Below are 18,655 nucleotides of genomic sequence, written 5' to 3' on the forward strand. Positions count from 1 at the left end.
GCCAACCTGATGCTGGATACGCCATCGGACGACATCCCGGTGCAGGCTACTCATCTATATGTGCGCTTCAAACCCGTCAATATCAACCAGCTAGCCGACCTCGACAGCCTGGGCTACCGGCTTTCCTGGGTGCCGATGGATGAGTCGGTGGCGGCCACGACGGTCGTGAACCGCGACACCGACGAAATACCCTGGATTTACACCGTCGTGCCGGTGGGCACGGTGCTCCCGGTGGCCATTCCGCACGAGCAGCTTCAGGAGCTGTTCCTGTTTACGACCGAAGACGGCGACGCGCAGGATGCCGACCCGTGGGAGCCGGCTCCTACGCCCCCACCTTCGCCTTCACCCTGCGGCCCGCGGTGGGACTCTCCGTGCCAATGCTACACCGATGTGTGGTGCCAGCCGATTATTCTGAATAATAGCCTGGCCAGCAGCCAGGACCAGCACAAGCCCGCTAAGCCCGGCAAGCAGGCCGAGGCAACCAAAAAGCTGAAGAAAGCCAAGGTTTCGCCGCACGCCCTTTATAACGAAGCTATGCGCCTGAGCGGGCACCCCAAGGAAATGGTGGCGGCCCCGGCAGGCAGCGCCGCACAGCTGAGCTTGTTTGGCTGGGGCGGCACGCGCTACCACCCACACGGCCGGCTCACGGTGCAGGATACCGACCTGGGGGCGCTCCCGCTGCGCGGCGTCAAGGTGAAGTCGCGGCGCTGGTTCAACTTTGATGATACCTACACCGACGACCAGGGCAATTTTTCCATCAGCTCGGGCTATTTGAGCCAGGTTAACATCAGCATCGAATTTAGGAGCAACCTGGCCACTACCCGCGGCCTCATCAGCGGGCTGCGCTTCTGGGAGGCCGTGCTGCCCATTGAGGCCGGCCTGGGCAACTACCAGAAAGGCGACATGGAAAACATTGCCTACACTATCACGCACCAAGGCGGGCCGAATAACTGGCAAAGCAAAGGCGCCTCGACCTGGGCCGCGGCCACGCTTTTCAATAACCTGGCTGATACCCGTAACTATGCCCTGGCGCGCGGCCTGCCCGGCCCCGCGCGGGGTATCAACGTGTGGCTGTTTCCCACCATTACCGAAAAAGGCAACCGCGCCGGCTCCACGCCCATGCTGCGCACCATCGCCAGTACGTCGCTTGCTTCCCGAGCCATTGACTTTTTGCTCTTAGCCACCGGCCGGGCCGACGTAGCGCTGGTGAAACAGGTGATGCAGCGTCAACTGCCAGACATGACCATCTTCTACGCGAATAAAACCAGCGGCCTCTACAATTCACCTGGCCTTAACGCGCTGCTGTTCCATGAGTTAGGCCACACGCAGCACTACCAGCAGGTGGGCAATAATTTCTGGACGGCCTATATAGGTTATATCGTGCTGCATAATGGCTACGGCGAAAAGTCTACCTCGGGCTCGGGACGTATCGCTGTCAGTGAGGGGTGGGGAGAGTACACTGAGCGACTTTTCACAGACTCTAGGTACCGAGGAACTAGTTACGCATTTCGGGCAAAATATGCCTTAGATGAGTTAGAAAATCAAGTTCCGAGTGATATTGATTACGACGGTGTTAATGATGGGTGGTTCGTCCAAGGCATGTATATATGATATGACGGATAACTCAGTTGAACCAATCGCCACGCACGTAACCGACAACGTAACTGCCTATTATCCCACGCTCATTTTCCGAGGCTTGCAGCCGGACGTGCTTACCGTGCGAGACTATCAAAAACGGGTCATCACCCAGAATAACAGGTTACAGGCACCGGAAATGGAGCAGCTCGTCACTACTTATCGCTGGTAGAGATGCTCACTACTCGTCTTCTGGCAAGCCTGAGTCTACTCTTTTTGCTCAGCGGGTGCCATGACAAGGGACCTTACCCCGTGCTGGTGCGTGTCGGCTTTCTGCCTACCGTTACCATTACCCCAAGTGCTCGCACCCTGCACTTAGGCGATACACTCTGGCTTGAGGCTAATTTTTCCGACTCTTTGCTAGACTTAAACAGCGGGAACCGCTATCGGGTCCGGCCGCAGGACTTGCCATTGCATTCTGCCATTTTTTATGAAAAATTGTTAGGCATTGGCCAGCAATCAGCCGGTATTGCTAGCACGTTTCGTATTGTAGAACGGCTAGGAAAGGCATCGCTGCAAGGCACTTTTACTAGCAGCTTCGAACCGGTATATGATGGCCATTACTACCGCGCTAGAATCGGCCTGATTCCTACCAAAGCTTGCGTCACTTCTATTTCCATGATAATTACGCCTGCTAATGGAGATAAAGACCAGTTGCTACCCTTCATCCAGTTACCACCTGATGCACAAGGTCGCGAACAGAAAGCGCAGCTTGATGATTCGTTCTACATAATCAACGCGGGGAAAGCCAATAACTTTGACTTGTACCAACAATATTTCAAAAGCTATTCGCTAGAGCCTGGAACTCCGCTTAAGCCAATTATTTTCGAGCAGCAAAGCACGTTCACCGTCGAGGTGAAATAGCTTAACTGCTTTCTCCACACCAAAACAGGCGCTGTTCGGTTGAATAGCGCCTGTTTGCTGCTGGTGCCCGTTGTCCCCTCACCATTCAGGAAGGCTTCTTCCCTACCCTTATGCCGACTTCCTCTTTTCTCGCCCGCCTGGGTTTGCTGCTGGCCCTGGGTGGCTGCCTACCCCTCGCTATTAATCCAAGGCAGCCGCGCGCGCACCTCGCGTAGGCGGTCAGCCAGCTCGGCCAGCCCCGGCTGGTGCACGCTGCCCAGGTGCGTGGTGGCAAATTCCTTGTGCGGCACGTATGTGCCAGCATCCACGGCCTGCCCCACTTGCTTATACGCATCCCGAAACGGCACACCCTGCTGAATTAATTGGTTGATATTTTCGACGGAGAAAATAGCGTCGTATTTCGGCTGATTAATTACGCCCGGCACCACTTGTAATTCGGGCACGGCAAAGAGCAGAATATCCAGAATATTCGCAAACTGCACCATCGGCCGGAATAATAGCTCCTTCAGAATCTGAAAGTCGCGGTGGTAGCCGCTGGGCAGATTATTAATGGTGAGAATAATATCGTTGGGCAGCGCTTGCAGCCGGTTGCAGTGCGCCCGCACCAGCTCAAATACGTCGGGGTTTTTCTTGTGCGGCATAATGCTGGAGCCCGTCGTAAATTCCTTGGGTAATTTCACAAATCCTAAATCCTGGCTATTATACAGCACCAGGTCGTAGGCCAATTTACTAAGCGTGCCCGCCACGCCCGCAATGGCAAAAGCCAGCGTCTTTTCAGTCTTGCCCCGCAGCATCTGCGCACCCACTGAGCTGATAGCCAGGCTACTAAAACCCATTTCGCGCGTCGTCTGCTCGCGATTGATACCGAAGCTGCTGCCGAAGCCCGCGCCCGAGCCCAGCGGGTTGTGGTCGGCCACGGTGTGCGCTGCTTCCAGCAGGCTCATATCCAGCAATAAATGCTCGGCATACGCCCCAAACCACAGCCCAAAGCTGCTCGGCATAGCCGCCTGAAAATGAGTGTAGCCAGGCAATAAATCGTTTTTATATTTCTCGCCCTGCCGAATTAACAAATCAGCTAATTCCAGAATTTTCGCCCCGATTTTTTCGGTATAATCCTTAATAAATAATTGAATGGCCGTCAGCACCTGGTCGTTGCGCGAACGCGCCGTGTGAATTTTCTTGCCCGCGTCGCCGAACTTATCAGTCAGGTAATACTCAATTTTGGAGTGCACATCCTCAAATTCCGGCTCGATAACGAACGTGCCGTTCGCTATCTGCGCCAGCAGCTCATCCAGCCCGGTTAATAGCTGCGTTTCTTCTTCTTTAGATATTAAACCAATGCTGGCCAGCATCTTCGCCTGCGCCTTAGAAGCCAACATATCGAAGGGTGCCAGGTATATATCCAGCTCCCGGTCCTGCCCTACCGTGAACTGCTCAATTTTATCGTTGACGGAGAAGCCTTTTTCCCAGATTTTCATAACGCGAGGTTTCGCAAGGTTAAAAGAGGTTTCGCCAGGGTAATCGAAAGGCTAACGGCAAGCGCACTACAACTTTGCGAAACCTCTTTTAACCTTGCGAAACCTCGCGCTCAAAACTTAAAATCAGTTAATAACTCCACATAATCCGCGACGCCAGCGCGAATTTCACTCAATAAAATATACTCATCCGGCGCGTGCGAGCGGGCACTGTCGCCCGGCCCCATTTTCAGGGTAGGAAACCGCATCAGCGCCTGGTCGGAGAGCGTAGGCGAGCCGTAGGTGGTTTTTCCCATCGCCACCGCCTTGCGCACAATCGGATGATTTAACGCAACGCCGGATGACTGCAAATGCGTAGAGCGCGGCGTTATTTCGGCCTGCACATTCGCGCGGATTATTTCCAGAATTTCCTCGTTCGAGTAGCACTCCGTAGGGCGCACATCCACCACGTAGCGGCACTCGTCGGGCACCACATTGTGCTGCGTGCCGGCGCTTATCTGGGTAACCGTCATTTTCACCGGCCCGAGCATTCTCGACACTTTCGGAAACTGGTAGCTGCGCAGCCAGGAAATATCATTCAGCGCCTTATAAAGAGCGTTTTCACCCTCGTCGCGAGCGGCGTGGCCGGTGCGGCCGCGCGCTACCCCATCCAGCACGAGCAGGCCTTTTTCAGCTATGGCCGCGTTCATTCCTGTAGGCTCGCCGACTAGACCGAGGTCAATTTTTCCTAATTCGGGCAGAATACTTTTGATGCCATTCGCTCCCGAAATTTCCTCCTCCGCCGTAATGGCGCAGATTAAATTAAATGCCGTGGGCTGCTCGTAAAAATACCGAAAAGCCGCCAATAAACTCACCGCTGAAGCACCGGCGTCGTTGCTGCCCAGACCAATTAATTTATCACCCTCCCTTACCGCACCAAAGGGGGGGTAGGACCATGCCACGCCCGGCTTCACGGTATCGTGGTGTGAGTTAAGTAAGACAGTGGATTTTGCCGGGTCAAAATCGCGACTTATTGCCCACACATTATTGCCCCGCCGCTGCACCGGAATATTGTGCTGCATCAGAAACGCTTCAAGAATATCGGCGGTAGCAGCTTCCTCCCGCGAAAAAGACTGCGTCTGAATTAATTGAATTAATAATCCAATCGCCTCCTCACTAAGCTGCGCAATTAATTCAGACATAGCACCGTGCGCAAGTTAGAACAAATAGTTAGCGCGTGGCCAATAATCACCTTCGCTACCCCTTGATTTAGCGCTGAAAAGGCATTTTCCAGCTTCGGTAGCATGCCATCAGCAATAATTCCATGCTTCTTTAATTCAGCGTAGGTAATTAAATTAATTTCAGGAATTACCGAATTATCGTCCGCTACGTTGCGCAGTACACCGTTTTTCTCAAAGCAATAATGCAGCGTCACCTCGTTTTCAGCGGCCAGCGCCACGGCTACGGCGGAGGCAATGGTATCGGCGTTGGTATTTAATAACTGGCCGTGTCCATCGTGAATAATGGGGCATAGCACGGGCACAACGTCCGCAGCCAATAAGCTTTGCAGCAGCTGCTTATTAACGCTGGCCGGCGTCAAATCACCCACAAAGCCATAGTCAATATCCTTTACCGGCCGCTTAATGCCCTGTATTACGTTGCCATCGGCACCACTCAGGCCCAGCGCATTTACGCCGAGGCGTTGCAGGTCGGCCACTACCTGCTTGTTGGTTTTGCCAGCGTAGAACATCGTCACGATGTCGAGCGTGGCGGCGTCGGTGATGCGGCGGCCGTTGATAAGCTGCGGCTCCAGGCCGAGTTCGCGCATCATGGTGCTGGCCCCTTTGCCACCGCCGTGTACTAGTATTTTGGGGCTGGCTACCTGGGCGAGCAGTTCCAGAAACTTCGTGAGTTCCGCAGTATTATCAATAATGCCGCCCCCAATCTTATAAATAGTTACTTTCTGCTCGTTCATATTTTATTCATCGTCAGTTCTTCAGCCTGCCGCGAAAAAAAACGTCTTTTCTATTGCGGGCAAAAGTAGGAACTTTTACCTTTGCGACTTCATTATGGTCCCTGGCTTGCTAGTTTACTCACTAGCCCACGGCTGCTTTCTGCAATGACTTACCTGGTTCGCACTAATTTTTCGCTTTCCGCCAAGGCCCGCCTGGGCTTGGGAAGCATGCGCACGATGGTTTGCGCGTTGTTGCGACGACCCTAGCCGGCTTCAACTGCCGGGTGCTGGCTGCGCGCTAGCTTTGCTGAGCCACCGCTAACGCGCTCAGCTACTTACCGATGGATTTCGGGTTTTCTGCCGCTAACTCGCGTGGTGTGAGGGCCGGTGAACTACGTTTCTTTCCTAAGTCTTTCCTTCCTAAAATGACAATACGGGTTGCGACAGCAGCAGACGCGCAGTATGCGGACTTGCTGTGTCAATGGTATATCGAATCGGCTAAGCAGCGGGGCACTGGCATCGCCAAGCGGGAGCCAGAGTACATCAAGGCTAAAATGCAGCAAGGCAACGCCGTTGTCGCCTTGGTAGATGGCGAAATAGCCGGTTTTTGCTACATCGAAACCTTCGAAAGCGGCAAGTTCGTGGCCAATTCGGGCCTCGTAGTAAATACGGAGCTGCGTAAGCACGGCCTGGGTCGTGCCATTAAGCGCGAGATATTCCGGCTCTCCCGCACTAAATATCCAGATGCCAAGATTTTCGGCATTACCACCAGTCTGGCGGTGATGAAAATCAATAGCGACCTGGGTTATAAGCCAGTGACTTTCTCGGAGCTTACTACCAGCGAGGATTTCTGGAAGGGCTGCAAGAGCTGTAAAAACTTCGGCATCCTGACCGAGAATGAGCGCAAAATATGTCTCTGCACGGGCATGGTGTACGACGACCTGACAACCCCGCCGCCCGCAACAGAATTGCCTGGGGAGTTGTAAATACGCGGGCTGACTGGGCACTTGGTAGCCTCCTGTTTAACGATTAACGGAGTATTCCTCCGTTTTATAATTACGCAATGAAAAAAAAGGCAATTGTAGCATACAGTGGCGGCCTCGATACGTCGTACTGCGTGGTGAACCTCTCGCGGGAGCATGACCTGGAAATCCACACGGTTATCGTGAATTCGGGCGGTTTTTCGGCTGAGGAATTGGCGTCCATCGAGAAACGGGCTTACGAACTGGGCTCGGTGAAGCATGAGGTAATTGATATTACCGAGCGTTATTATCACGATTGCCTGCGCTACCTGCTGTTTGGCAACGTGTTGAAGAATGACACTTACCCGCTGAGCGTGAGCGCTGAGCGCATGTTTCAGGCGCTGGCCATTGCCGAATACGCGAAGCGTGAAAATGCCGAGTACATCGTGCATGGCAGCACTGGCGCGGGCAACGACCAAGTGCGTTTCGACGTGGCCTTCGCCGTGATTGCGCCCGACGTGGAAATAATTACCCCTATCCGCGACCAGAAGCTTTCGCGCCAGCAGGAGATTCAGTATCTGCAGGACCAGGGCTTCGAGATGAGCTGGGAAAAGGCGAAATACTCCATCAACCGGGGCATCTGGGGCACCAGCGTGGGCGGCGTGGAAACGCTGACTTCGCGCCAGGCGCTACCCGAAAGCGCCTACCCCACCCAACTCTCCAAGACCGAGCCGACGCAGCTGGAAATCACCTTCGAGCAGGGCGAGCCGGTGGCGCTGAACGGGCAGCGGATGGATGCCGTGTCGCTCATTCAGCAGCTTAATTACCTGGGCGGGCAGTACGCCATTGGGCGCGATACGCACGTGGGCGATACCATTCTGGGCATCAAGGGCCGCGTGGGCTTTGAGGCTCCGGCGGCGCTGCTGCTCATCAAGGCGCATCACTTGCTGGAAAAGCACACGCTTTCGCGCTGGCAGCAGCTGCACAAGGAGCCGGTGGCGACCTGGTACGGCACGCTGTTGCACGAGGCGCAATACCTCGACCCAGTGATGCGCGATTTCGAGGCGTTTTTGTTATCGTCGCAGGCGCGGGTGACGGGTACGGTGTTCGTAGAGCTGCGGCCGTATCACTTTGAGCTGCTGGGCATTGAGTCGAAATACGACATGATGCAGTCGAAGGTGGCTACTTATGGCGAGGAGAATAACGCCTGGGATTCGCGCGATGCGCGGGGGTTCATTAAGATTTTTGGGAATCAGTTGAAGATTCACGCTTCGTTGGGGGAGTAGTGTTTTCACCGCAGAAGACGCAGAGGGTTTCGCAGAAGGAACGCAGAGGCAGTTCTTCTGCGACCCTTCTGCGAAACCCTCTGCGTCTTCTGCGGTGAAACCATATTCAGCCCTTTTAATCAAAGTAAATTGAATAATATAAAAATCGGCATCCTGGGCGGCGCGGGCTACACGGCCGGCGAGCTGCTGCGCCTGCTGCTGCACCACCCGCAGGCCGAAGTAGTGGCCATCGTCAGCTCCACGCAGGCCGGGCAGCCGGTGCATTCCGTGCACGACGACCTGCTGGGCGACACCGACCTGACCTTTGCCAGCGAATTGCGCGGCGACGAGGATGTGGTGTTCCTGTGCCTGGGCCACGGCAATTCGCGCGAGTGGCTGCTGAAAACCGCCCTACCCCCCCGCACGAAGGTCATTGACCTGAGCAACGATTTTCGCCTGGCGGCCGACCGGGCGGCGGGGGGTAGGGAATTCGTGTACGGCCTGCCCGAGCTGAACCGCGCCGTCCTCCGCACCGCCGACAGCGTGGCCAACCCCGGCTGCTTTGCCACGGCCATTCAGCTGGCGCTGCTGCCGCTGGCCGGGGCCGGGCTGCTGCGCGAGGCGGTCCACGTATCGGCCATCACGGGCAGCACGGGCGCGGGGCGCGGCCTGGCCGAAACGACCGGCTTCACCTGGCGCACCGGCAATATCTCGACCTACAAAACCTTCACCCACCAGCACTTAGGCGAAATTGGCGAGACGCTGGGGAGCTTGCAGCCGGGCTTCGGGCAGCCGGTGCGCTTCATCCCCTACCGGGGCAATTTTACGCGGGGCATCTTCGCCTCGGTTTATACTACGTGTGAACTTTCCGTACTGGAAGTACAAAATTTGTACTCCAACTACTACCGCGCTGCTCCCTTTACGGTGGTAGCGGAGCAGGAAATTCATCTCAAGCAAGTGGTGAACACCAACAAATGCCTGCTGCACGTAGCCAAGCACGACGACCAGGTGCTCATCACCTCCGCCCTCGACAACCTGCTGAAAGGCGCATCGGGCCAGGCGGTGCAGAATATGAATCTGCTGTTTGGGTTGGAAGAAACGATGGGGTTAGGGATAAAGGCTTCGTTTTTTTAGGCTAGCAGAACATTAGCAAAAAGAACGTCATGCTGAGCTTGCCGAAGCATCTGTATCACTTTGCATGAATTATTTTTTCTAAAACCAGATGTGTAGAAATTGCTTTCTGAAAGGCATTGACAGCTTCGCTACTTGGCAAGATTTCGAGGCTTTCACTCAAGTCTTACAGGAAAAGTGTGCAGCTGGGAAATTGGTGTTGATAGAGAAACCAGCATCAATATCATCAGCAAATGATTTTACGGCACCAGAAACATACTACCAGTGTAGCAATTGCAAAGAGACGTGGGCACTTTCATCTCCCGACAATGCATGGCGCGGCTATTTCCTTCCTCTAAACATAGCAGATAGGTACATAAACCGAATTAAGGCTTCAGACCGCGCCAAAGGAATTGGTTGTTTGGTTATGGTAGCTGCTGCGCTGATTTTTTTATTGTGGAAAATAGTTAGATGACTACGTTTTATGTATTTTAATTTGTGAAATTCTTTATTTAAACGCTACAATAAAACTAACTATAGCGAACCTGCCAAGATGCTTCGGCAAGCTCAGCATGACGTTCTTTTAAACAACTAATCTACTTAAAATGAACCTATTCAACGTTTATCCGCTGGTGGACATCACGCCGGTGCGGGGGCTGGGCGCGACGCTGTGGGACGACCAGGGCCAGCAGTACCTGGATTTTTACGGCGGCCACGCCGTGATTTCCATCGGCCACAGCCACCCGCACTACGTGCAGCGCCTCACCGCGCAGCTCCAGCACCTGGGCTTCTACTCCAACTCGGTGCAGATTCCGATTCAGCGCGAGCTGGCCGCGAAGCTGGGCGAGGTGTCGGGCTACCCCGAGTACGCGCTGTTCCTGTGCAACTCGGGGGCCGAGGCCAACGAGAACGCGCTGAAGCTGGCTTCCTTCCACACGGGCAAGCGGCGGGTCATTGCGTTTAAGGGCGGTTTTCACGGCCGCACGTCGGGCGCGGTGGCGGCCACCGACAACCCCAAAATCATCGCGCCCTTCAACGCGGGCCACGTCGTTTCCTTCCTGGAGTATGACTTGCCGGCGGTAATCGAGGTGCTGCGCGGTGGCGACGTGTGCGCCGTCATCGTGGAGCCTATTCAGGGGGTAGGCGGCATCATCCGCCCGCCCGATGAGTTTCTGGTGGGCCTTTCGCTGGTCTGCGGGGCGCACGGCGCGCTGCTCATCGCCGACGAGGTGCAGTGCGGCTACGGCCGTAGCGGCCGGTTTTTCGCCCACCAGTGGGCCGGCATCCGCCCCGATATCATCGCGGTGGCCAAGGGCATGGGCAACGGCTTCCCCATCGGCGGCATCCTCATCGCGCCCACACTGCAAGCATCCTACGGGCTGCTGGGCACCACCTTCGGCGGCAACCACCTGGCCTGCGCCGCCGCCCTGGCCGTACTCGAAGTAATTGAGGAGGAAGACCTAGTGCAACACGCCCGCGAAATGGGCGATTACCTCCGCACCGAGCTGCTGGCCCACGCCGGAGCCGTCGAAATCCGGGGGCGCGGGTTGATGCTGGGCATTAAGTACGACTTCCCGGTGAAGGAAATTCGCGACAAGCTGCTGTCTGAGCACCACATTTTCGTGGGGAATGCTTCGGACCCTACGGTGCTGCGGTTGCTGCCGCCGCTGAATATTAGTAGGGACGAGGTGGATAGGTTTTTGGGGGCGTTATATGCGCTTGTGCCAGCGGCCGTTCACCTCACCCCCTAGCCCCCTCTCCCGTGGAGAGGGGGGACTAGTTTCTAGCTTTAGTCTTTATTCTACTTTTATAAACGCCTCACCCAAATACTTTTAGCTTAAAAACTAAAGCTAGAGACTAGTTCCCCCTCTCCACGGGAGAGGGGGCTAGGGGGTGAGGTGACCCGCGGAGGGCGACCCAACCATGAACCAGCAAACAACCCTAATCCTCGAAGACGGCACCGCCATCACCGGCCAATCCTTCGGCGCGCACACCTCCGTGGCGGGCGAAGTCGTGTTCAGCACGGCCATGACGGGCTACCCCGAAAACCTCACCGACCCCTCCTTCGCGGGGCAGATTCTGGTGCTCACCTACCCGCTGGTGGGCAACTACGGCGTGCCCGGCGAAGCGCTCTACGAGTCTATTTCGCGCATCTTCGAGTCCGATAAAATTCATATTGCCGGGCTGGTGGTGAATTATTACTCCGATGAGCACAGCCACTGGAACGCCGATAAAAGCCTGGGCGACTGGCTAAAAGCGTACAACATCCCCGGCATCAGCGGGGTGGATACCCGGATGCTCACCAAAATCCTGCGCGAGAAGGGGGCCATGCTGGGCAAAATCGTGGCCGACGACCACGACCTGCCCCTGCACGACCCCAACCTGGACAACCTCGTGGCGCAAGTGAGCGCGCCCGGCGTGCAGCACTACGGCCAGGGCCAGCACAAAATCGTGCTCGTGGACTGCGGCACCAAAACCAACATCATCCGCTGCTTCCTGACCCGCGACGTGGAGCTGATTCGGGTGCCCTGGGACTACGATTTCACCACCCTCGACTACGACGGCCTCTTCCTGAGCAACGGCCCCGGCGACCCCAAAATGTGCGCCCCCACCATCGCGCACCTCCAAAAAGCCTTGCAGCAGGACAAGCCCATTTTCGGCATCTGCCTCGGCTCGCAGCTCATGGGCCTGGCGGCGGGCGGCGACACCTTCAAGCTCAAATACGGCCACCGCAGCCACAACCAGCCCGTGCGCCGCACCGGCACGCAGCGCAGCTACATCACCAGCCAAAACCACGGCTTCGCGGTCGATACCGCCACGCTCCCCGCCGAGTGGACCATGCTCTTCGAGAACCTCAACGACGGCACCTGCGAAGGCATCAAGCACCAAACCAAGCCGTTTTTCTCCACGCAGTTTCACCCCGAAGCGGCCGGCGGCCCGCAGGATACGGAGTTTCTGTTTGATGATTTTATGGGGGCGGTGAAGGCGTATAAGGCGAATAAGTAGGGGTAGGAGAATCAGAACGAGCAAAAAAGAACGTTATGCAGAGCGCAGCGAAGCATCTTGCCCGCTTCGTTGCAAACTAGTTTTGTCCACCCCTAATCAAAACTCTTCTCTCTCACATGAAATTGCTATTCATTCCGCTCGTAATGATTTTACCTTTCGTTGCAACAGCACAGACTGCAAAGAAGGTTGTTCCTAAAAAGGCAGCAGCAACACAACCAAAGGCAAGCGTTACACAAGAACCTAATTTAAAAGGAATAGGGCCATTTATAATTGGCAAATCATTCGCTTCAATTATAAATCCACTGGAAACTGAATGGAACACTGATATTCGCGTTGCTAATTCAAATATTGACATTGAGTTACAAGGTAGTGCGGAGAGCATCATTGAATTAAAGCCCGCAGCCAATGATTCAATATTTAATGCTTTATACTGCTCAGATAGTCGGGTGTTTGTATTGCCACAGTATCTCGTGCAAATAAATCGGGATGGAACAGTGAGAATGACTGTGAATTTGTATCTCACATTTTATAAAGGGGTATTAGCACGAATTTGGTCTGGCGATACTGAAACTATTCAAGAGTCATTTCAAAATTATTATCATTTCATCGATGGCATCAAAGCTCAAGCCAAAAGCGCGAATGTTGTTGCTTGTTATGACTCCCAAAGCAAAAAAAACGTAACTCTTCCCTTAACTACTACGAAAACTATAACATGGCAAAACGGCGACGTTATAGCTGTATACTATTCAGTAATTAAGTATGAAAAAGACGCAAAAAATTGTAGGCAAAGCCAAGATACTTTTTTAATAATAAAGAGTCGTCGTTTAGATGCTGAATTATTGAGTTGCGAAGCAGCAAGTAAAACCAAGCCGTAGCTGGACCTAACAAAGCGGGCAAGATGCTTCGCTGCACTCTGCATGACGTTCTTTTTTGACACGACCATTTCCAACGGTTTGCCCCCTACCCCCTTAGAATGAACAAACCCACTAAAGTCCTTATCCTCGGTTCCGGCGCGTTAAAAATCGGGGAGGCCGGCGAATTTGACTATTCCGGCTCGCAGGCGCTCAAGGCGCTGAAGGAGGAAGGCATCCGCACCATCCTCATCAACCCCAACATTGCCACCGTGCAAACCTCGGAGGGCATGGCCGACGACGTGTATTTTCTGCCCGTTACGCCCTACTTCGTGGAGCGCGTCATCGAGAAAGAGCAGCCCGACGGCATTCTGGTTGCCTTTGGGGGCCAAACGGCGCTCAATTGCGCGGTAGCGCTGTACCGGGCCGGGGTGTTTGAAAAACACCACGTGCGGGTGCTCGGCACGCCCGTGCAGAGCATTATTGACACCGAGGACCGCGATATTTTCAAGGTCAAGCTCGACCAGATTGGGGTGCTCACGGCTCGCAGCGTGGCCTGCACCACGATGGCCGAGGCCCTGGCGGCGGGCAGAATAATCGGCTTCCCCATCATCGTGCGGGCGGCGTTTGCGCTGGGTGGCCTGGGCAGCGGCTTCGCCCACAACGAGGCCGAGCTGCGGGCGCTGGCCGAAAAATCCTTCACCATTGCCGACCAGATTCTGGTGGAGGAATCCCTGAAGGGCTGGAAGGAAGTGGAGTACGAAGTGGTGCGCGATGCGTTTGATAACTGCATCACGGTCTGCAACATGGAGAACTTCGACCCCATCGGCATCCACACCGGCGAGAGCATCGTGGTGGCCCCGTCGCAGACGCTAAGCAACCGCGAGTACCACAAGCTGCGCACGATTGGCATCCAGACTATCCGGCACCTGGGCATCGTGGGCGAGTGCAATATTCAGTACGCTCTGGACCCGGTGTCCGAGGATTACCGCGTGATTGAGGTCAATGCCCGGCTGTCGCGCTCGTCGGCGCTGGCCTCCAAGGCCACGGGCTACCCGCTGGCTTTCGTGGCCGCCAAGCTGAGCCTGGGCTACTCGCTGGCCGAGCTGAAAAACAGCGTTACGCAGACGACCACGGCGTTTTTTGAGCCGGCGCTCGACTACGTGGTGGTGAAGCTGCCGCGTTGGGACCTGGGCAAGTTTTCGGGCGTGAACCGGGAGATTGGCAGCGCCATGAAGAGCGTGGGCGAGGTTATGGCCATCGGCCGCTCGTTTGAGGAAGCCATTCAGAAGGGCCTGCGGATGCTGGATACCGGCAAGCGCGGCTTCGTGGGCAACGCCCCCGAAACCCTGGATAACGAGACCATTGACCGCCTGCTGAGCGAGCCGAACGAGGAGCGCATCTTCGCCATCAACGAGGCGTTTGAGGCCGGCTATACGCTGGAGCGCGTCCACGAGCTGACCCGGATTGACCACTGGTTTTTGCAGCGCCTGGACCGTATTTTTCAGCTCGGCAAGCAGCTGACCGCGCAACGCGCTACGGGCCTGGACGGGTTGGAAACCAGCCTGTTGCGCGAAGCCAAAAAGGCCGGCTTCTCCGACCAGCAGCTGGCCGTGCAGCTGCTGGGCGCGGGCGACGTGAAGGCCGACGAGCTGCGGGTGCGGGCGCGCCGCCTGGCCCTGGGCGTGCTCCCCGTGGTGAAGCAGATTGACACGCTGGCCGCCGAGTTTCCGGCCAAAACCAACTACCTGTACCTCACCTACCACGGCACCGAAAACGACCTCGCGCCCGAAACCGAACGCTCGATTGCCGTGCTTGGCTCGGGCGTGTACCGCATCGGCTCATCGGTGGAATTCGACTGGTGCGGGGTGAACGCCGTGCAAACGGCCGCGCAGGAAGGCTACAAAACGCTCATTATCAATTATAATCCCGAAACCGTCAGCACCGACTACGACGTGAGCGACCGCCTCTACTTTGAGGAGCTGAGCTACGAGCGGGTGCTGGATATTCTGGAGTTTGAGCAGCCCACGGGCGTGATTCTGAGCACCGGCGGGCAGATTCCCAACAACCTGGCCACCCGCCTCGCCGAAGCCCACGTGCCCATCCTGGGCACCAGCGCCGCCAGCATCGACGAGGCCGAGAATCGCCACAAGTTCAGCAGCATCATGGATGAGCTGGGCATTGCGCAGCCCCGCTGGCGCGAGCTGACTTCGCTGGAAGCCATGCACGACTTCGTAGGCGAGGTGGGCTACCCGGTGCTCATCCGGCCGAGCTACGTGCTGTCGGGCGCGGCGATGAACGTGGTTTCCAATGCGTTCGAGCTGGAGAACTTCCTCCAAACCGCCGCCGATGTAAGCGCCGAATACCCGGTGGTGGTGTCGGAGTTCATTCAGGAAGCCAAGGAAATTGAGCTGGACGCGGTGGCCGACCACGGCGAAATCATCAGCTATGCCATCTCGGAGCACGTCGAGTTCGCGGGCGTGCATTCGGGTGATGCCACCATGTACTACCCCCCCCAAAAGGTGTACGTGGGCACCATCCGCAAACTCAAGAACATTGCCGAGAAAATCGCCCGCCGCTATCAAATCAGCGGCCCCTTCAACATCCAGTTTCTGGAAAAAGACGGCATCATTCGGGTCATCGAGTGCAACATCCGCGCCTCGCGCAGCTACCCCTTCGTGTCGAAGATATCGGGCAACAACCTGATTACTAAAGCCACGCAGGTGCTGCTGGGCAAAAAAGACATCGCCCGCGACGATAGCGAGCGTGTGTACGACCTACCCTTCGTGGGCGTGAAAGCCCCGCAATTCTCCTTTACCCGCCTGCCCGGTGCCGACCCGGTGCTGCGCGTGGACATGGTGAGCACCGGCGAAGTCGGCTGCCTGGGCGACACCGCCGAGGAAGCCCTGCTCAAAGCCATGCTGAGCGTAGGCTACAAAATTCCGGCGAAAACGGTGCTCATCTCGGGCGGCCCCATCAAGTCGAAAGTGGCCTTGCTGGCCGCCGTGGCGCTGCTGGTCAAAAAAGGCTACCTCATCTACGCCACCCAGGGCACCCACCGCTTCTTCGCCGAAAACAGCATCCCCAGCTCGCTCCTCTTCTGGCCCGACGACCACCAGGAACCCAACGTGCTGACGTATTTGCGCGAGAAGAAAATTGACCTGGTAATTAATATCCCCAAAAACCTGTCGAAAGGCGAATTGGATAACGACTACAAAATCCGCCGCACCGCCATTGACTTCGGGGTGCCGTTGCTGACGAATGCGCGGCTGGCGTCGGAGTTTATCCGGGCGTTTTGTTTACTGGGGATGGAGGATTTGAAGATTAAGAGCTGGGGGGAGTATCGGGAGATGGGGTAGGAAGCGCTGGAACAAAGTTAAAGCAAGAGTTCGCAAAATGCGAACTCTTGCTTTAACTTTGGCGTATCGGTATGAAAGTTCACCTTATCAAACGCCAGACGGTAGAAGCTTACGCGACCCGCCACGCCCGCAACCGCTCCTTCACGCTGTGGCTGACGGCGGTGAAATACGCCGATTGGAACACGCCCGCCGACATTCAGCAAACCTTCGGCTCGGCCGATTTGCTGGGCAATGGCAGTAATCGCGTCGTGTTAGACATCGGCGGCAACCATTACCGCCTCATTGCCCGCTACGTGTTTGGGGAGCGTCAGGTCCACCTGTTCGTGTGCTGGGTAGGCACCCACGCCGAGTACGACAAGCTTTGCGCGAAGAGTGAGCAATACACCGTCAATCTTTATTGAGCGTCGCCATGAAAACCCTACCCTACACCGTTATCAAAACCGAGCCGCAGTACCAACACTATTGCCGCGAACTAGAAACCCTGCTCACCGAAGCGCCCGCCACCGCCGTGCAGGACGAAATTGACCTACTCACGCTACTCATCGAAACCTGGGACGAAGCGCAGTCCCGCCTCCCAGCGGCCGACCCCATCGACCTGCTCCGCTCCCTTATGGCCGGCCGCCAGCTGCTGGCCAAAGACCTGGCCGGTATTCTGAAAATCGGCCGCGGCACGGTGTCTGATGTGCTAAACCGCCGCCGGGGGATGTCGAAAACGGTCATCCGCCGCTTAGCCAGCTACTTTCACGTATCACAGGAAGCCTTTAATCGGCCCTATGAGTTGGCGGTAGCGGCAGCCCCACTACCCCGCAATGCGAAAGTGGTGCATCAGCGGCAAGTGGGAGAAGCAGCGTAGCCTGATGCACCGCCATTGACTTCGGCATCCCGTTGCTGACGAATGCGCGGCTGGCCGCGGAGTTTATTCGGGCGTTTTGTTTGCTGGGAATGGAGGATTTGAAGATTAAGAGCTGGGGGGAGTATCGGGCGGGGTAAGTTATTTTTGCATCGCAGTCAAAAATTAGTTACAATTGCCAAATCCTGTAAAAAGCAGGACTTTAAAAGCATATCATTATGATAATTCGTTCGATTGCATTATCAGTTCTATCGATAGCTGTAGGCGTGGCACCGCGCACGAAATATCACGTTCAGTCAGTATCTACTACCAATTTGAGTATAGTCGCCCGATGCACAGGGTCAGCTAACTGCCGAGCTTGCTCTACATGCGAGCATTGTGCTCACTGTGCAGGAGGTGGTGGAAGCTGCGGAGTTTGCTCTAGTTCTGAAAGTAACTACAGCCTACCTACCTACACTGCTCTTGTGCGTTCGCGCCGTAACGCCTATTCCTCATCTGTATCCACACCAAAATACAACTCTTCACCGCCACCCACATCTAAATACAATTTTTCGCTACCGCATATACCAAAACATAATTTACCGCCGACCTATACAGGTGCAGCAATTACAAATAGCAACCAAATTAATGTTCATAATGGCCCTGGCTTAAATTATCGGGTTATTGCAAATATCTCCTCTTCGGAATTGGTTACTATTACTAATAAATCAGGGCTTTGGACAAAAATAATATTTAGTAAATTTATCTTTATTAATGACCATAATTTTTATAATCAAAATGTAATGGGCTGGGTAAAAAGCCAATATCTTCAGAAACTATAAACAGTCAAAATTCTATCTTATATTAAAAATCATATACATAGGAAGCACTTTTTCATCGATTGCTTTGTGAGATATTATCGTCAATGTGCCTTTATCATCGATTTCATTTTGTACACTAACTGGATTTCCATAGCCATATTTCATTATAATAAATTTCCCACCTTTATCGTATCTCATGAAGGATAAATTCATCGTCTGGTATTGCCCTGATTTAGCATCTTGATATTTAATAACGAATGACTCGAAAGAGGCATTGTATTCGATGTTAACTAGTTTACTTACTAGTATTGGCTCACCATTCATTTCGTGTGTACCTATATCCATAAATGATATGTACATTTGAGTGGACACGTAAGTGTTAGTAATTCCCTTCTGCGAGTAAGCAGATTGGCAGACAATCATGAAGCAAAACACGAAAACAATCTTTAGATTTTTCATAGGAAAACTACACTATTTCTGTTCAATCGAGAGAATGGCCAAACCCAAATAAGGGCGCAAGGTAACTATATTTCCTATCGCTCGTC

General features: G+C 54.8%; 15 protein-coding genes. 11 read left to right on the top strand and 4 right to left on the bottom strand.

Annotated elements, in window-relative coordinates:
- The first annotated feature begins 9 nt into the window (after positions 1 to 9).
- Genes A0257_07365 through A0257_07375 form a run of 3 tightly spaced genes read left to right on the top strand, consistent with a single transcriptional unit; the run spans position 10 to position 2,499 of the window.
- Positions 10 to 1,611, top strand: a complete 1,602-nt coding sequence (locus A0257_07365) for a hypothetical protein (GenBank protein AMR26943.1) — start codon at positions 10 to 12, stop codon at positions 1,609 to 1,611.
- A gap of 1 nt (position 1,612) precedes the next feature.
- The gene (locus A0257_07370; GenBank protein ID AMR26944.1) at positions 1,613 to 1,807 is read left to right on the top strand and encodes a hypothetical protein; all 195 of its coding nucleotides are present in this window, start codon (positions 1,613 to 1,615) and stop codon (positions 1,805 to 1,807) included.
- 2 nt (positions 1,808 to 1,809) lie between these two features.
- Positions 1,810 to 2,499 carry a hypothetical protein gene (locus tag A0257_07375; protein AMR26945.1) on the top strand — a complete coding sequence of 230 codons (690 nt, stop codon included), beginning with the start codon at positions 1,810 to 1,812 and terminating at the stop codon, positions 2,497 to 2,499.
- A gap of 167 nt (positions 2,500 to 2,666) precedes the next feature.
- On the opposite strand, the gene A0257_07380 is transcribed toward A0257_07375, so the two are convergent.
- From A0257_07380 to A0257_07390, 3 genes are all read right to left on the bottom strand, one after another.
- Positions 2,667 to 3,977 (bottom strand): argininosuccinate lyase, encoded by a 1,311-nt coding sequence (locus A0257_07380; GenBank protein AMR26946.1) that lies wholly within the window; start codon positions 3,975 to 3,977, stop codon positions 2,667 to 2,669.
- Between the two features lie 110 nt (positions 3,978 to 4,087).
- A complete protein-coding gene (locus tag A0257_07385) occupies positions 4,088 to 5,155 on the bottom strand; it encodes an acetylornithine deacetylase (protein AMR26947.1) in 1,068 nt (355 codons plus the stop codon).
- Positions 5,143 to 5,928 (bottom strand): acetylglutamate kinase, encoded by a 786-nt coding sequence (locus A0257_07390; protein ID AMR26948.1) that lies wholly within the window; start codon positions 5,926 to 5,928, stop codon positions 5,143 to 5,145. Before A0257_07390 ends, A0257_07385 begins: the two co-directional genes overlap by 13 nt.
- A gap of 404 nt (positions 5,929 to 6,332) precedes the next feature.
- On the opposite strand from A0257_07390, the gene A0257_07395 reads away from it, so the two are divergent.
- The 8 genes from A0257_07395 (at position 6,333) to A0257_07430 (ending at position 17,313) form a co-directional block, all read left to right on the top strand.
- Positions 6,333 to 6,893 carry an acetyltransferase gene (locus A0257_07395; GenBank protein ID AMR29663.1) on the top strand — a complete coding sequence of 187 codons (561 nt, stop codon included), beginning with the start codon at positions 6,333 to 6,335 and terminating at the stop codon, positions 6,891 to 6,893.
- 77 nt (positions 6,894 to 6,970) lie between these two features.
- On the top strand, positions 6,971 to 8,155 hold the full coding sequence (locus A0257_07400; GenBank protein AMR26949.1) for an argininosuccinate synthase: 1,185 nt from the start codon (positions 6,971 to 6,973) through the stop codon (positions 8,153 to 8,155).
- A gap of 102 nt (positions 8,156 to 8,257) precedes the next feature.
- Positions 8,258 to 9,268, top strand: a complete 1,011-nt coding sequence (locus tag A0257_07405) for an N-acetyl-gamma-glutamyl-phosphate reductase (GenBank protein AMR26950.1) — start codon at positions 8,258 to 8,260, stop codon at positions 9,266 to 9,268.
- Between the two features lie 581 nt (positions 9,269 to 9,849).
- Positions 9,850 to 10,995: an acetylornithine aminotransferase gene (locus tag A0257_07410; GenBank protein ID AMR26951.1), complete on the top strand. Its 1,146-nt coding sequence runs from the start codon at positions 9,850 to 9,852 to the stop codon at positions 10,993 to 10,995.
- Positions 10,996 to 11,167: 172 nt separating this feature from the next.
- Positions 11,168 to 12,250, top strand: a complete 1,083-nt coding sequence (locus A0257_07415; GenBank protein ID AMR26952.1) for a carbamoyl phosphate synthase small subunit — start codon at positions 11,168 to 11,170, stop codon at positions 12,248 to 12,250.
- Positions 12,251 to 13,223: 973 nt separating this feature from the next.
- Positions 13,224 to 16,460: a carbamoyl phosphate synthase large subunit gene (locus tag A0257_07420; GenBank protein ID AMR26953.1), complete on the top strand. Its 3,237-nt coding sequence runs from the start codon at positions 13,224 to 13,226 to the stop codon at positions 16,458 to 16,460.
- A 71-nt stretch (positions 16,461 to 16,531) separates the two neighbouring features.
- The gene (locus A0257_07425; protein ID AMR26954.1) at positions 16,532 to 16,861 is read left to right on the top strand and encodes a hypothetical protein; all 330 of its coding nucleotides are present in this window, start codon (positions 16,532 to 16,534) and stop codon (positions 16,859 to 16,861) included.
- Between the two features lie 8 nt (positions 16,862 to 16,869).
- On the top strand, positions 16,870 to 17,313 hold the full coding sequence (locus tag A0257_07430) for a hypothetical protein (GenBank protein AMR26955.1): 444 nt from the start codon (positions 16,870 to 16,872) through the stop codon (positions 17,311 to 17,313).
- An 830-nt stretch (positions 17,314 to 18,143) separates the two neighbouring features.
- Here the strand turns inward: A0257_07430 and A0257_07435 are convergent.
- Entirely contained in the window at positions 18,144 to 18,569 is a 426-nt protein-coding gene (locus tag A0257_07435; GenBank protein AMR26956.1) for a hypothetical protein, read from the bottom strand.
- Between the last annotated feature and the right edge of the window lie 86 nt (positions 18,570 to 18,655).

Source organism: Hymenobacter psoromatis (genome assembly GCA_001596155.1).
Lineage (GTDB): Bacteria > Bacteroidota > Bacteroidia > Cytophagales > Hymenobacteraceae > Hymenobacter.